This window comes from Sideroxyarcus sp. TK5 (assembly GCF_054601595.1).
Map to the genome: position 1 here is coordinate 373,435 of NZ_BAAHSJ010000001.1, position 13,531 is coordinate 386,965.

The 13,531-nt window shown below is 62.5% G+C and carries 15 protein-coding genes; all 15 read left to right on the forward strand.

The window, feature by feature from the left end:
• The first annotated feature begins 4 nt into the window (after positions 1 to 4).
• The 15 genes from ACYPYQ_RS01925 to ACYPYQ_RS01995 all read left to right on the forward strand — a co-directional run bounded on the left by ACYPYQ_RS01925 (position 5) and on the right by ACYPYQ_RS01995 (position 13,529).
• Positions 5 to 415 (forward strand): NifB/NifX family molybdenum-iron cluster-binding protein, encoded by a 411-nt coding sequence (locus tag ACYPYQ_RS01925; RefSeq protein ID WP_459718653.1) that lies wholly within the window; start codon positions 5 to 7, stop codon positions 413 to 415.
• On the forward strand, positions 412 to 834 hold the full coding sequence (locus ACYPYQ_RS01930; protein WP_459718656.1) for a SoxR reducing system RseC family protein: 423 nt from the start codon (positions 412 to 414) through the stop codon (positions 832 to 834). Before ACYPYQ_RS01925 ends, ACYPYQ_RS01930 begins: the two co-directional genes overlap by 4 nt.
• Positions 831 to 1,292, forward strand: a complete 462-nt coding sequence (locus tag ACYPYQ_RS01935) for a NifX-associated nitrogen fixation protein (RefSeq protein WP_459718660.1) — start codon at positions 831 to 833, stop codon at positions 1,290 to 1,292. Before ACYPYQ_RS01930 ends, ACYPYQ_RS01935 begins: the two co-directional genes overlap by 4 nt.
• A gap of 10 nt (positions 1,293 to 1,302) precedes the next feature.
• Positions 1,303 to 1,515, forward strand: a complete 213-nt coding sequence (locus tag ACYPYQ_RS01940) for a CCE_0567 family metalloprotein (protein ID WP_459718663.1) — start codon at positions 1,303 to 1,305, stop codon at positions 1,513 to 1,515.
• A gap of 2 nt (positions 1,516 to 1,517) precedes the next feature.
• Complete coding sequence (gene fdxB / locus ACYPYQ_RS01945) at positions 1,518 to 1,808, forward strand: ferredoxin III, nif-specific (protein WP_459718666.1); 291 nt, start codon at positions 1,518 to 1,520, stop codon at positions 1,806 to 1,808.
• 1 nt (position 1,809) lies between these two features.
• Positions 1,810 to 2,133 carry a (2Fe-2S) ferredoxin domain-containing protein gene (locus ACYPYQ_RS01950; protein ID WP_459718669.1) on the forward strand — a complete coding sequence of 108 codons (324 nt, stop codon included), beginning with the start codon at positions 1,810 to 1,812 and terminating at the stop codon, positions 2,131 to 2,133.
• Positions 2,127 to 2,501, forward strand: coding sequence for a hypothetical protein (locus tag ACYPYQ_RS01955; RefSeq protein WP_459718672.1), 375 nt, complete (start codon positions 2,127 to 2,129; stop codon positions 2,499 to 2,501). The genes ACYPYQ_RS01950 and ACYPYQ_RS01955 overlap by 7 nt, the downstream gene beginning before the upstream one ends.
• Before the next feature lie 83 nt (positions 2,502 to 2,584).
• Positions 2,585 to 3,928 (forward strand): TAXI family TRAP transporter solute-binding subunit, encoded by a 1,344-nt coding sequence (locus ACYPYQ_RS01960; protein ID WP_459718675.1) that lies wholly within the window; start codon positions 2,585 to 2,587, stop codon positions 3,926 to 3,928.
• A gap of 261 nt (positions 3,929 to 4,189) precedes the next feature.
• Complete coding sequence (locus ACYPYQ_RS01965) at positions 4,190 to 4,405, forward strand: hypothetical protein (protein WP_459718678.1); 216 nt, start codon at positions 4,190 to 4,192, stop codon at positions 4,403 to 4,405.
• A gap of 140 nt (positions 4,406 to 4,545) precedes the next feature.
• Entirely contained in the window at positions 4,546 to 6,471 is a 1,926-nt protein-coding gene (locus tag ACYPYQ_RS01970; protein ID WP_459718680.1) for a transglycosylase SLT domain-containing protein, read from the forward strand.
• A gap of 4 nt (positions 6,472 to 6,475) precedes the next feature.
• Positions 6,476 to 7,693: a multifunctional CCA addition/repair protein gene (locus ACYPYQ_RS01975; RefSeq protein ID WP_459719296.1), complete on the forward strand. Its 1,218-nt coding sequence runs from the start codon at positions 6,476 to 6,478 to the stop codon at positions 7,691 to 7,693.
• 247 nt (positions 7,694 to 7,940) lie between these two features.
• The gene (locus tag ACYPYQ_RS01980; RefSeq protein ID WP_459718682.1) at positions 7,941 to 8,696 is read left to right on the forward strand and encodes an SEL1-like repeat protein; all 756 of its coding nucleotides are present in this window, start codon (positions 7,941 to 7,943) and stop codon (positions 8,694 to 8,696) included.
• On the forward strand, positions 8,693 to 9,964 hold the full coding sequence (locus ACYPYQ_RS01985) for a hypothetical protein (RefSeq protein WP_459718687.1): 1,272 nt from the start codon (positions 8,693 to 8,695) through the stop codon (positions 9,962 to 9,964). The genes ACYPYQ_RS01980 and ACYPYQ_RS01985 overlap by 4 nt, the downstream gene beginning before the upstream one ends.
• 63 nt (positions 9,965 to 10,027) lie before the next feature.
• Positions 10,028 to 10,423, forward strand: a complete 396-nt coding sequence (locus ACYPYQ_RS01990) for a hypothetical protein (RefSeq protein WP_459718690.1) — start codon at positions 10,028 to 10,030, stop codon at positions 10,421 to 10,423.
• A gap of 73 nt (positions 10,424 to 10,496) precedes the next feature.
• The gene (locus ACYPYQ_RS01995) at positions 10,497 to 13,529 is read left to right on the forward strand and encodes a tetratricopeptide repeat protein (protein WP_459718693.1); all 3,033 of its coding nucleotides are present in this window, start codon (positions 10,497 to 10,499) and stop codon (positions 13,527 to 13,529) included.
• The last annotated feature ends 2 nt before the right edge of the window (positions 13,530 to 13,531 follow it).

A 13,531-nucleotide genomic window follows, 5' to 3' on the forward strand; every position in this document is an offset into this window, starting at 1 on the left:
AGCGATGACAGTGAAGATCGCATTCGCCACCAGCGACCGCAAGGCGGTGAACCAGCATTTCGGCGCGGCGGAAGCATTCGCCATCTATGAGGTGAGCGAGCATGACGCGAAGCTGATCGAGGTGGCCGAGTTCATCGAGACCGCGATGGACGGACACGAAGGCAAGCTGGCCGCCAAGGTGGAACTGCTGGGTGATTGCGCGGCGGTGTATTGCAACGCGGCGGGTGCATCGGCGATCCAGCAGCTGTTGGCCGGTGGCATCCAGCCGATGCGTGTGGACGAAGGCATGTGCATCGACGGTCTGCTGAGCGGATTGCAGCAGAGCATGGTGAGCGAGCCGCCGGTGTGGCTGACGAAACATCTGAAGAAGCAGTCGAGCAAGAGCTTTGCGGACGACGAGGAGTGGCAGGAATGATCAGCGCACCGGTACGCGTGATCGCTGTGCAGAACCGCGTGGCACAGGTGATGCCCACCGAGAAGTCCGGCTGCGGCGGTTGCGCATCGCGCGAGTCGTGCGGCGTGTCGGGGCTGGGCAGATATTTCTCGTCGCGGCGCAAGACCATCGATGTCGCCTGCGATGCGCAAGTGCGTGCGGGTGATGCGTTGCAGCTTTCGCTGAGCGAAGGCGACCTGATCAAGGCCGGGCTGCTGGCCTATCTGTTGCCGTGCGTGACGGCGGTGGCCGGTGCGGCACTGGCATCCGGTTACGGAGATGCCGGCTCGGCAGTGGGCGCAGCCGTCGGTGCGGCAAGCGGTTTCGTTCTGGCGCGCGTGTCCGGCTGGGTGCCGCGTGTAGTCGTGCAAACAAGTTCAACCAAAGGAGAAACACCATGAGTGAGGCAATTGCAGAAGATCCGTTGATGACCACGGATTTCATCAAGGAGATGGTCAAGCAGATGCGCGCCGTCGACAGCTACGGCACGTATGACGGCTGGCCCGCCGAGCGCGTGCTGGCGCCGTATGTCCTGACCAAGGAACAGAAACGCGAGATCCCGATCATCGGCGATCCGGACGAGATCCTGCTGTCGCGCATCAAGTGTTTCTACAACGCCATCGCTTCGCTGATCGAGAAGGAATGCGGACAGATGGCAGTGCCGATGATCAACATCACCCACGAAGGTTTCGGCCGCGCGGTGATCACCGTCGGCAAGCTGGTGGTGATGGACAAGACGTTGCGTGACGTGCACCGCTACGGTTACGAGAGCCTGTCCAAGATGAAGGACGAGGGCGACAAGCTGCTCTCCGTCGCGCTGGAGATCATCGGCAAGCACCCGGATGTGGCGGGGATGTAAGGAGGGGGAGATGACGGAAGATGAACTGAAAGCCCTCGACAAGGAAGTGAAGAAACTGAAGCGCATCGCCACGGAGTGGGCGGGGCAGTTGCACGATCTGGTCGAGGACAAGTTGCCGGCGGGCTACAAGGAGCTGCCGGGCATCGCGCAATCCACTTACGAGGCTTGCCAGGCATGGGCCGAAGCGAGCGCAAGATTATCCGAAGTTCAGAAGGAAGCATGACCATGTCAAACATCACCGGCATCACCCGAGGCGGCACGCCTTACGAACCGACTTTCGTCACCGCACTGGACCCGGCCAACTGCATCGGCTGCGGCCGCTGTTTCAAGGTCTGTCCACGCAGCGTGTTCGAGCTGCTGGAGCGCGACGAGGATGACGAGAACTACGACGAGGACGAGGACAACATGATGGTGATGTCCATCGCCAACGCGCTGGATTGCATCGGCTGCGGATCGTGCGCACGTGTCTGCCCGAAACAATGTCATACGCATCAGCCGATGCCGGTGGGAGCCTGATATGCCGAAACCGACCAGACATGTGTTCGTGTGTTCGCAGAACCGTCCCGCCGGTCACCCGCGCGGATCGTGCGGCGCGAAGGGCTGCGCCGAGGTGGTGGACGAGTTCATGCAGCAGTGGCAGCAGCGCCAGGCCTTCGCTGAGGTGATGGTCACGCCCAGTGGCTGCATCGGCCCGTGCAGCATGGGGCCGAACGTGCTGGTCTATCCGGAAGGTGTGATGTACAGCGGCGTGACCCGTGCGGATGTGGGCGAGATCTTCGAGCAGCATCTGCTGGGTGGCACGCCGGTGGAACGCCTGAAGGCCCCTGCCGACGTATGGTAGAACTGGATACCTCGCGGCAGTTGCCTGCCGCGCTGGAGGCGGTGGCGAGGCGCATCATCATCGCTTTGCAGCTGGAGGCCGAGCGGTTCAGCGCGACCGGCGCTGCACCCTGCATAGACCTCGCAGCCGCGCAGTTCACGCGCGTGGTCGACCCGGCCAACCAGCAGCCGGGCTACGAAGGGGTGTGGCGCAACGCGCGCAGGGAGCGCTGCGGCGGCATCACCTTCAACAGCGACGGCAGCTTCTATGCCGAGTACGACCTGTTCTGCCCGCACCCGAGCGATGAAAAATGGTTCGTGGAGATGGTCACCGTCTGGGGTAACACCGATCACATCAGCAGCGAAGCGACGCTGATACCCGCCCTGTAGCCGACCTGCCACGGAAGTTCGGCGAACGGCTATGATGCGCATCGTTCGCGGCGAGCTTGCCGCAATGTGGGAAGGTGCACATCGTGTCTGAAGAGAATCGTGAGATGAATACCGAAGAGGCGCGCGAGGAATTGCACGTCTCTTTGCCTATGGAAGCGTTCAAGGCAGCGCTGCCGTATCTGCTCGCGCTGCTGGTGATCGCAGGTGTCGGCTACTGGCTGGTCGATCCGGCCCCGCCGAAGACTATGGTGATCTCCATCAGCAAGGAAGACGGCAACTATCAGGCCTATGCCAGTCTGTACGCCGCGCTGCTGCAGCAGGAAGGCATCACGCTGGAGATACGCGAGACGGAAGGGCCGCTGCAGAGTCTGGAGGAATTGCGCCAGCCGGATTCAGGCGTCGATCTAGCCTTCGTGCCGGGCGGTATGGCGGGCGGGCAGTCCACGGTGGGGCTGGAGTCGCTGGGTAGCCTGTACTACGAACCGTTGTGGATCTTCCACCGGGGCAAGCAGAAGATCGAGCACCTGTCGCAGCTCAAGGGGCTGCGCGTCGGGGTGGGGCGGCCGGACAGCAGCACCCGTCTGATAACGAAGGTGTTGCTGGATGCGGCCGGGGTGACCGAGCAGAACGCCACGCTGTACGAGATCGGCCTGGACGATTCCATGGAAGCGCTGCGGCACGACGTCGTGGATGTCATCTTCCTGACCGGCGTGCCGAACTCGCCGCTGATAGCCGAGGTGGCGAACATGCCCGGCGTGTCGCTGGTCGATCTGGACGACTCCGAAGCCATTTCGCGCCAGTACAGTTTTCTGCATCACCTGGTGCTGCCGGAGAGCGCGCTCAGCCTGCAGGCGAACATCCCGCCGCGCCGTGCGCATCTGTTGGCCCCCACTGTCACGCTGGTGGCGCGCGATACGCTGCATCCGGCGCTGACCTACCTGCTGCTCAAGGTACTCACCCGCGTGCACGGCAATGCGGGCATGCTGCAAAAAGAGCATGAGTTCCCGGCCGACAAGGATTCCGATTTCGAACTGAGCAGCCAGGCGGAATATTTCTACCAGTCCGGCCCGCCTTTCCTCGACCGTTACCTGCCGTTCTGGGCGGCGACCTTCGTCAGCCGCGTGCTGATCATCCTGATGCCGTTGTTGGCGCTCGCTATCCCGCTGAGCCGCCTGGCACCGGCGATCTATACCTGGCTGGTGAAGTCTCGCATCCACAAACTGTATGGAGAATTGCGTTTCCTTGAGTTGCAGTTGCGCAATGCTCCCCAGCCTGTCGATCTTGCGCGATTCCGGCATGAGCTGGATGCGATAGAGAACAAAGTCAACCACTTGCGCTTGCCGGTGGCGTTCTCCAGCCACCTGTACGAGCTGCGCAGCCATATCGGGTTGGTACGTGCTCGCATCGAGCAGTACGCGACGGCCTAACAGGCTGTTGAAAAACTACTGCGGTGGTCATCTGCAGCGTTGCGCGGTGCTCGAAATCCTCATGTACTGCATGTACATTCCGGTTTGGTTACGACTAACCTGAAGGTAAGTCTGCACCGCAACAACGTTGTCTGCGCGCCGTGCGCCTTGCATCCGACCATCCTCGCTACGTTTTTCAACAACCTGCTAAGCATTCTTCGTGGCGTGCCGATACATTGTTCACAGGGGCGCGAGGTCGCCCCGCAGTGAAGGAGGTGTGACATGACTATCGTGATGGATATGGGCAGCTACGAGATCGCGCGCGTGGAAGAGGTCGTCGAGTCCTACGGGGACGAGGTGATGTACGCAGGCTGGAACCCGCAACTGGCCCAGGCCGAGGTCGCTCACATCGCACCGGCACGCCCGGCTTTCCCGCCCTCCTTGGCGGATGCCGATATCGAAGCCTTCCTGCACAAGATGTACGCGAACCAGCGTTGAGCCGGTCGCTGCAGGATGTCGAAGACGCTCCCGTGCGGGGGCGTTTTTTTTTGCTTTTTCGCCGCAACCGGGGGGCGTCTGACAGAGCGCAAGAAGCAGGCTGTGCTATCCTTTATCGCGTACGAACCGGACTTTTCCACATGCGTTTCCTCTACCTCATTTTGCTGTTGTTGCCGCTGATCTCCCGTGCCGATCAGGAACAGGATTTCATGGCCGCGCGCGCGGCGTTCGCCGCCGGGAAGGTGGCGGAACTGGAGCGTGTGGCGCAGCGTCTGCAGGATTCCCCGCTGGAACCCTATGTCACCTATTACCGCCTGCGGTTGCACTGGGACGAGGCCAATACGCGTCCCGTGCACGAGTATCTGGCGCGCGAGGAAGATACGCCGGTGATCGACCAGTTCCGTGGCGAATGGCTGAAACAGATGGCGAAGAAACAGCGCTGGGACGAGTTCGCCGCCGAATATCCCTATCTCATCAATGCCGATGCCGAGCTGACCTGCCATGCCATCGCCTGGCAGCGCATGCAGGACGAGGCGCTGGCGCTGCGTGCCGCGCGCAAGCAATGGTTCGCGGGCGCGAAGGCGGACAGTTGCGGCCCGGTGTTCGAGGTCGCCATCCGGCGCGGGGTCATCACCCCGCAGGATGTGGTGCAGCGCATGCGCACCCTGCTCGAAGCGAACAACGTGAACGATGCGAAGAAACTGGTGCGCCATCTGCCGCAAGCGATGCGGCCTGCACTGGCCGAATTGGACGAAGCCAAACGCGATCCGCAGCGCTATCTGCAGCGGGTGAAGCTGGCTGACGCGGGGGACGGGCGACGCATGGTCGCGCTGTTCGCGTTGCATCGGCTGGCACGCCAGTCGGTGACGCCGGCGCATGTGCAATGGCAGCGGCTGGAGAGCCATTTCCCCGCCGGCGAGCGGCAGTATTTCCACGGCCTGCTTGCTTTTGAAGCGGCACGCCAGCACGACCCGCGCGCGCTGGAATGGTATGCCGCCGCCGAGGATGCGGTGCTCGATCCGCAGCAACTGGCCTGGCGCGTGCGCGCCGCACTGCGCGAACAGGACTGGCATGCGGTGTGGGAGGGCATCACCGCCATGCCGCAGGAACAGCAGAACGAGGCGGCCTGGCGCTACTGGAAGGCTCGGGCGCTGATCGTGCTGGGGCATCCGGACGATGCCGAGGTGTTACTGGCACCGCTCAGTCGCGAATACCATTTCTACGGCCAGCTGGCGGCGGAAGAACTGGGCGCTTCGCCGGCGGCCGGCATCATGACAGCCAGCTTCCAGCCTTCACCGGACGAGGTGGCCGGGATGGAAGCGCGTCCAGAGGTGCGCCGCACCGTGCTGCTCTACCAGATGGGGTTGCGCACCGAGGCCATGAAGGAATGGGACTGGGCGATGCGCGGTCTGGACGACCGTGAGCTGCTGGTGGCGGCCGAGGTCGCGCGCCGCAACGAGATGTACGACCGCTCCATCAATGCCGCCATCCGCACCGTCTCGCTGCACGATTTCAACCTGCGCTACCCCGCGCCCTACCGCGATGCATTGCGCGTTTCGCTGGACGAGCACGATGTGGAGGAGGCGTGGGTGTACGGCCTGATGCGCCAGGAGAGCCGCTTCGTCACGCACGCCAAATCGAATGTGGGCGCAGCCGGCCTGATGCAGATCATGCCAGACACCGCGCGCTGGGCAGCGCGGCGCATCGGCCTCAAGGGTTACCGCAAAGGCCTCATCCATCAACTGGATGTGAACCTGCGTCTCGGCACCTATTACATGAAGAGCGTGTACAGCCGCTTCGAGGACAATCCGGTTCTGGCTTCCGCCGCCTACAACGCAGGGCCCACGCGCGCCAACCGCTGGCGCGGCGGCGTGCCGCTGGAAGGGGCGATCTATGCCGAGACCATCCCCTTCGACGAGACGCGAGACTATGTGAAGAAGGTGATGAGCAACACCATCTACTACGCCAAGCTGTTCGGCCACCCTGCAGAATCGCTCAAGCAGCGCTTGGGCGTGGTCGGCACCAACCGGCCGGTACAGGCGCGCGCGCATGCCGAAGCGATGTGAAGGGCTGAAGACCTATTGCGTCGGCGGCGCAGTGCGCGACCGTTTACTGGGGCTGCCGGTGAAGGACCACGACTGGGTCGTGGTCGGCAGCACGCCAGAGGAGATGGTGGCGCGCGGCTTCACGCCGGTGGGTGCGGATTTCCCCGTCTTCCTGCATCCCGACACGCACGAGGAGTACGCGCTGGCGCGTACCGAGCGCAAGACGGCTGCCGGCTACAAAGGTTTCAACATCTACGCATCGCCCGACGTCACGCTGGAGCAGGACCTGCTGCGCCGCGACTTCACCGTCAACGCCATCGCGCAGGATGATGACGGCAACCTCATCGACCCCCACAACGGACAGGCCGATCTGGAAGCGGGCGTGCTGCGCCATGTCAGTGACGCCTTCGCCGAAGACCCGGTGCGCATCTTGCGCGGTGCAAGGTTCGCAGCACGTTTCGGCTTCACCATCGCGCCCGAGACAATGGACTTGATGCGCGCCATGGTGGCGAACGGCGAGGTGGATGCACTGGTGCCTGAACGCGTGTGGCAGGAACTGTCGCGCGGCCTGATGGAAAGACATCCTTCGCGTTTCTTCCTCACGCTACGCGAATGCGGCGCGCTGAAGAGGATATTGCCCGAGGTGGATGCGTTGTTCGGCGTGCCGCAGCCCGTGCACTACCATCCAGAGGTAGATTGCGGCGTGCACGTGATGATGGTGCTGGACGACACGGCCAAACTCGAACGCTCACTCGAAGTGCGTTTTGCCGCACTGGGCCATGACCTCGGCAAAGCCACTACGCCCGAAGAGACATTGCCCAGGCACATAGGTCACGAACAACGCAGCATCGATCTGGTGAAAGCGGTCTGCGAGCGTTTGCGCGTGCCGGGCGACTGTCGCGATCTTGCGTTGCTGGTCGCGCAATATCACAGCCACATCCACCGCGCCAAATCCTTGCGCCCGGACACCATCGTAAAGTTGTTCGACCGCTGCGACCTGTGGCGCAAGCCGGAACGGTTCGCGCTGATCCTCGAAGCGTGCATCTCCGATGCTCACGGCCGCACCGGACACGAGGAAGACGACTACCCTCAAGCGCGCTTCATGCTGTCCTGCGCCAAGGCCGCGCAGGCGGTGAATGCCGGCGACATCGCGCGAGCCTGTGCAGACAAGAACCTCATCGCCGACAAGGTGCGCGAGGCGCGCATCGTGGCGGTGGAGGCCGTGGTCAAGGCCAGGTCGTAAGCTGCCGCCTGCCTTCTTGAAAACGTCGGGAGGGGGATTCCCCCGATATCAATAACGTCCGTTCGCTGGGCTGTATGGCAAAAACGAAACGCTTGAGGTATCTTGCTGCGCGAATGAATCGAGCGGAGCCTGAGCCATGGTTGCTTGTTTGTCGGATGTGAAATCTTCTGTTCTTCTGCGTCTCTCAGTCGTCCTTTTTGTATCCCTCCTGCCGGCCGCGGCGCGCGCCGACGCCGAGGGCGACCGCATGCTGAAGGAATCGCTGTTGCGCCAATATACGTCCTCCGAGGCGGACAGGCGTTTCGACGAACACCAGCGCAATCCCGATGCGGCCACCAAGGCGCTGGGTGCCGGCGTCTCCAACCTGGTGAGTCGCATGTATCAGCGCGAGTTGCAACGCCAGGCCGCAGCCGAGCAAGAAGCGGATATCTGGAACACATACTGGTTCGCTATCGACGGCGGCAAGGAAGTGATGGTCAGCAACGAGAACGAGCGGCGCATCCTGCTCGAGATGCTGGAGACCAATTCAAAGAAGGGTTACTGGCGTGCCAGCCAGCGCCTGATCGAGTATGCGCTCTGGCTGCACCCGGACGGCCCGACCATTTTCCCCGGTCAGCCCCGCGACGACGAGGCTGCGCTGTTACTGCGGCGCAAGGCTTACGGGCGGGATGACAAGCGGGAGCTGTGGGCGGTGAACATGCTGGCCAAGCTCTATCTGGTGGGGCGCGGTGTGGGAAGGGATGAAGAGGAGGCGCTGCGCCTCTTCAATTGGTGCGCAAACGATAAGGGCGAGAATAGGATCGCACGCAGTGACGAGGAAGACCAGGTCACCATCCGCACGCGCTGCAGCTTCAATGCCGCACGCATGGTGGAGAAGGGATGGGGCGTGGATGCTGACCCGGCCAAGGCCAAGGCGATGCGCGAACAAGCCGCCGCCTTCTACAACAGCAAGAACAAGTCTCAGCACGATGTAGCCAAGCTCGAGGAGATGATCCGGCCATGATGCGCTCAACCACCACCGTACGTACCCTTGCAGCCTTCTGTGCCTTGCACTTGACCCTGCTTGCCAACACGGTCTGGGCCGACAGCAGCAACCTGCGGTTCTTTGACGACTTTTCAAAGCCTTCCGGATGGGCGCGAGATACCGAGCGCGACAAAGTAGCCGAAGAAAACGGTGTGCTGCGTATCGAGCGCAAAGACACCAACAAGAAAACCGAGATTACCAAGCCAGTTTCCGTGACTCCCGCTGCAGCTTGGCGAGTCAGTCTCGATGTCCGCTTTGCTGCCTATGCCAAGGACGATGTCAACGTCCGTGCCGGCTTCTCGATCACCGGCGCGCTTGGAGATAGCATCGAAATAGTCATCGACCGAGAGGGAGATGTGCTGTTTACTCATTTCAACGGAAAAGACTGGGTTAAACCCAATCCTGTGCACTTTGCCAAGGCCACCGCAGCGCGGCTTGAAGACAATGCAATCAATACGCTTGTCGTCGAGCGCGAGGCCGGTTATTTCCGCATCTTCGTCAACGGCGTGTTCGTGGCACGTACCCGCATCATCGATCTCACCCCGCGCTTTGTTGGCGTCATTGCGGAATCATTCAAGCCTGCAGTGGAGGAGCTGGACAACCTCAAGCTGGAGGAGATCGGCAAGGATAGCCGCTATGTGAGGCTGCTCAACATCGTCGGCACGCCCGGTACACAGGAGCTGCTGGTGGACAAGTTCGATAACGACGATAACTGGCTCATCACCGATACAGACGAATACAGCTCCAAGGTGAGCGGCGGGCGCTATTTGGTGACCGGCAAAACGGATGACGACTACGGGCTCATCGGCGCCACCTCACTCGGCGGCATTGGCCGCAGTAACCTCCCTTTCGGTTTTCAGGTGAGCACCCGTGTCACCAATCTGGGGGAGATCGTCAAACCGCACGGCATCGCCATCTTTGGCAGCGAGAAAAAGGGTCAGACCACGCCTTTCCTGGCGCTGTGGGTGACCGACAAACTTATGCGGCTGGTCAACCAGAAGCCGGACGGGCATATGGACGCCGTGACGCCATGGATCGAGACGCCGTCACTGCGGGCCGATGGCGACAACTGGCTCAACATGAGCGTGCTGGCCGACGGCCGCGTGCTGGTCTTCGTCAATTTCGACTACCAGACCACGGTGCAGATGCCCGACTGGTATGAACCGCGCAACCTCTGCTGTGTTGGCATCAGCTTCTTCGGCCCGCAGAGCTTGGCCTTCGATAACTTCTATGCGCGCGAATTCTAAGACTACGTTCGTGCAGGGAGCGGCGGGTTAGTCGCCGCAACGTTATCAAAGTCGGACAGCGCCATGTTATCCACCCACGATTCGCCAGCCTTGAAAGGCGTTCTGCTACTGCTCATCCTGTGCTGCCTGTGGTTTGCTACCTCGGCCGTGGGCGAAGCCGTCAGCGGCAACTGGCTGCCGCTCGCAGTGGCGCTGCTGCTGTGGTTGCCGCTCGCCTGGGGATTGTGGCGGCTCCATCCGCTGGCACGCCGCGTCGCCGTGGCGCTGCTCTGGCTGGTGGTGATCGTGCTGCCCATCGGCGTCATCAATCCTTTCGCTGCGATGGATGGCGCTGTCGATATCGGGCAGCCGCTCTGGCGCTTGCTGGTGCCGGTGTTCTCCGGCGTTGCGCTGGCGCTGTTCATGCTCCACATCCTTGGCAAATACAAAGCAGAGTTCAGTCGCGATGACACCCGCTGACATCAAGCTCCGCTGCGCCGATCCTGCAATTCACTCTCAGTCCGCCTCCATCTGCCCAGGAATATTTGCCGCTATGAGATCGCTCCCGTTTCTGCTGTTTTCCCTGATGTCGTTCCAGGCTCTTGCCTACGACAACTGTGATCGCCTGCGCCAGAATGAAGCGGCATTCAACGCCTGCATGAACTCATGGCATGGACGGGACACCATCGATTCATCTGCCAGCGATGCGCGCGCTGCCATGTACCAGCGTGAATACGATGCGCGCATCCGGGACGAGGAGGCGCGCAACGCCGAAATAGATCGCCGCCTTAAGGAGAGCGCGGCCGCGCAGCGCTCTCAACAGGAAACGGAGGAACAGGAGCGCCGCCGGTTCCTTGGCGGGCGCGAGGCCAACGCACTGGCTTCGCGGCTTCTGATCGAGCAGCGCCTGCAAGCTTTGGCGGCGAAGGCCAACGCCAAGCCGCACCCCAGCCCGGACGACTACCGGGAGCTGATCTTCACCGCCTACCCGGAAGCCGACCTGATGCTCCCATGGGCCAGCCGTGCTGCCCGGGAATATGGTGGCCGCTTCAAGTTGCTGGAAGGGCTCAGCCTGAGCATGAACTGTCCCGGCAAGCGCAACGTCGATATTGCCGGCAACGACAGTTGGGGGCGGTGGATGGGGCGCAACCAGTGCGACACCGCCATGCAGGAGCGTGGCGTGGCGATGATGCATGCCTACATGAATGAAGCCGCGCCGGTGGATCGCCTGCTGATCTGTGCCCAGAGCGACTGGCGCCGCCGGCAGTTCATCATCGATGCCTTCACGGATAGTATCGACAACAGCCACACCCGTCGCCACGCAGCGCAGCTCGAAGACTGTTACGCCCGGCTCGGCGACATCCCGCGCGAAGTGTCGGAAAAATTCAACGCCACCCTCGCCGCACCGCCGCATACCGGCCTTGGCGAACCGAGCTTCGCCTTCTTCAACCCGCAGTGGCAGACCCTGAAAGACCTGCGCGACACGGCCACTATCCAGCGCTTGATTCTGGCCTCCCTGCTCGGCGGCAACTACCGGCACGACGCTAACCCCTACGAGCCCGACGAACGCTTTGACCCCGTGGCAATGGCCCGGCAATACGGCCTCGACCTCGCCTGGGCGACCAACAAGCCAGCGCAGCCCTTCCAGCCCGGCCCGATCAGCCTGCGTCAACTGGGGCGCACTACCGAGGCTGGCAGCCTGCCGATGCCGGCCTGGAGCGACCCTTCCGCCGCGCTCGTTGCGCTCAACAAAGTGGCCGGCGACCATCTCAATGCCAACCGCCACGGCGAAGCCCTGGCCCTTTACGAGGCTGCCCTGGCGGTGGGGCAGCAGACGCGGGGTAAAGTGGATCTGGCACAGGTCGGCCTCACCCTCCACCAGATGGCCGGGCTGTTCGAGGCGCATCAGGATGCGGAAGCTGCCGAGACCTTGTACCGTCAGGCCATCGCCACCCTCGACGAGCGCATCGCCCAATCATGGTCCATCCGCCAGCCCAAGGAGCTGTTGCGCACCACCTTGCTCAAGCTCGCCAACCTGTATGCTAGCCAGAAGCGCTATGCGGAGCAGGAGCCTTTGGAGCGTCGCCGGGTGGACATCCTTAAGTATCTGTACGGCGACAAACATTACAGCATCAGTATGGCCTATTACCGCTTGGGGGAAGCTCTGGAAGGCTTGAACCACCTCAACGAGGCCGTGGGCAGTTATCTCGATGCGTACTTGAAAAACCCCGAGTCCGACGATATGGATCGTCGGCTGGCCGGCTTGACCTACTGGCGCATCGGTGTGGCGACCCGGAATATGGGCCACCATGCCCAGGCGGAAGAGGCGTTCGACCGTGCACAGGGGTTTTATGCACAAATTACCCCGCTGCCCGCGGCCGACATCGCCGATCTCTATGAGAGCCGCGTCAAACTCTATCAGCTGACCGGGCGCCAGGCCGACGCCGCCAAGGCGCAAGCCCTTTCCGACGACTTCCGCGCCGGCAAGATTCAGCAACTCCAGCCGCAGTCCCGACCACAGGCCGCGAGCAGTGTGCAGCAGAACAAGAACGCGGAGGAGTATTACCTTATCAACGGGATGAACGAGGCGCTCACGACGGGGAGATTTGAAGACACCCTGCGTGCCGCCGAGGCAGCCATCGCCTTCGTCGATGAAGCGGGAGCGCACAGCCTGGAAGCCATGGCGCTCAACAGGATGGGGGAGGCGCTGGCGGGGCTGAAACGGTTCGACGAAGCCGAGACGCGTTTCAAGCAGGCGCTAACCAAGGCCCCCAGCGAAGAACAGGCCGCATTCGCTCGCGAGCAGCTGGCCGCCCTCGCGAAATTGCGCACACCCGCCGACTGGCGAGATGAATGGCGCAAGCTGTACGACACCGCCCTGCGCATGAACGAGGACGACGATGCCGACCAGGCCGTCGCCATCGCCAAGGCGCGCGAGGCTCTGGCCTTGGCCGAACAAAAGGGCGGCGCGCAACACCGCCTGGTGGCGGAAAGCCGCAACACCCTGGCTGTCTGCCTGCGCACCGACCAGCAGTATCCGGAAGCGGAGCAGCAGTACCTGCAAGCCCTTAGGGAGGCGGAAGCCGCCGACGGCAAGGATTCGGACCTGGTTGCCATCATCGCCACCGAACTGGCCACGTTGTACGACTACCGGACCCGCCACGCCGAGGTGCTGCCCCTGCATCGCCGCGCCCTGGCCATCCGGGAGAAGGGCAACAACCTCCTCGCCCTAGAGAAAAGCCTGGACTTGCTCGTCGATCACCACAGGAGCCAGCGCCAGTTCGTCGAGGCGGAACCCTACTCCCGGCGACTGGTGGAACTGGCGGAGCGCCTGAACGGCCCCGACCATCCCGCTGTGGCCGTGGCGCATACCGATTTGGGATTCATCCTTTTCATGCTCAAGCGTTACAACGAGGCAGAGCCCCTGTACCTGCGCGCACTGGCCATTGCCGAGAAGAATGCGGCGAAGCAACCGCGTCTGCTGCAGGGTACGCTGGATTCGCTGGCCAACCTTTACCTCTGGATGAAGAAACCTGACGAGGCGGCGCGCTACAAACAACGGCGCGATACGCTGGCAACGCGGTGAGC

Coding starts and splice junctions, on each gene's coding strand:
- ACYPYQ_RS01925 (WP_459718653.1), top strand. CDS start 5: ATGACAGTGAAGATCGCATTCGCCACCAGCGACCGCAAGGCGGTGAAC.
- ACYPYQ_RS01930 (WP_459718656.1), top strand. CDS start 412: ATGATCAGCGCACCGGTACGCGTGATCGCTGTGCAGAACCGCGTGGCA.
- ACYPYQ_RS01935 (WP_459718660.1), top strand. CDS start 831: ATGAGTGAGGCAATTGCAGAAGATCCGTTGATGACCACGGATTTCATC.
- ACYPYQ_RS01940 (WP_459718663.1), top strand. CDS start 1,303: ATGACGGAAGATGAACTGAAAGCCCTCGACAAGGAAGTGAAGAAACTG.
- fdxB (WP_459718666.1), top strand. CDS start 1,518: ATGTCAAACATCACCGGCATCACCCGAGGCGGCACGCCTTACGAACCG.
- ACYPYQ_RS01950 (WP_459718669.1), top strand. CDS start 1,810: ATGCCGAAACCGACCAGACATGTGTTCGTGTGTTCGCAGAACCGTCCC.
- ACYPYQ_RS01955 (WP_459718672.1), top strand. CDS start 2,127: ATGGTAGAACTGGATACCTCGCGGCAGTTGCCTGCCGCGCTGGAGGCG.
- ACYPYQ_RS01965 (WP_459718678.1), top strand. CDS start 4,190: ATGACTATCGTGATGGATATGGGCAGCTACGAGATCGCGCGCGTGGAA.
- ACYPYQ_RS01970 (WP_459718680.1), top strand. CDS start 4,546: ATGCGTTTCCTCTACCTCATTTTGCTGTTGTTGCCGCTGATCTCCCGT.
- ACYPYQ_RS01980 (WP_459718682.1), top strand. CDS start 7,941: ATGCTGAAGGAATCGCTGTTGCGCCAATATACGTCCTCCGAGGCGGAC.
- ACYPYQ_RS01985 (WP_459718687.1), top strand. CDS start 8,693: ATGATGCGCTCAACCACCACCGTACGTACCCTTGCAGCCTTCTGTGCC.
- ACYPYQ_RS01990 (WP_459718690.1), top strand. CDS start 10,028: ATGTTATCCACCCACGATTCGCCAGCCTTGAAAGGCGTTCTGCTACTG.
- ACYPYQ_RS01995 (WP_459718693.1), top strand. CDS start 10,497: ATGAGATCGCTCCCGTTTCTGCTGTTTTCCCTGATGTCGTTCCAGGCT.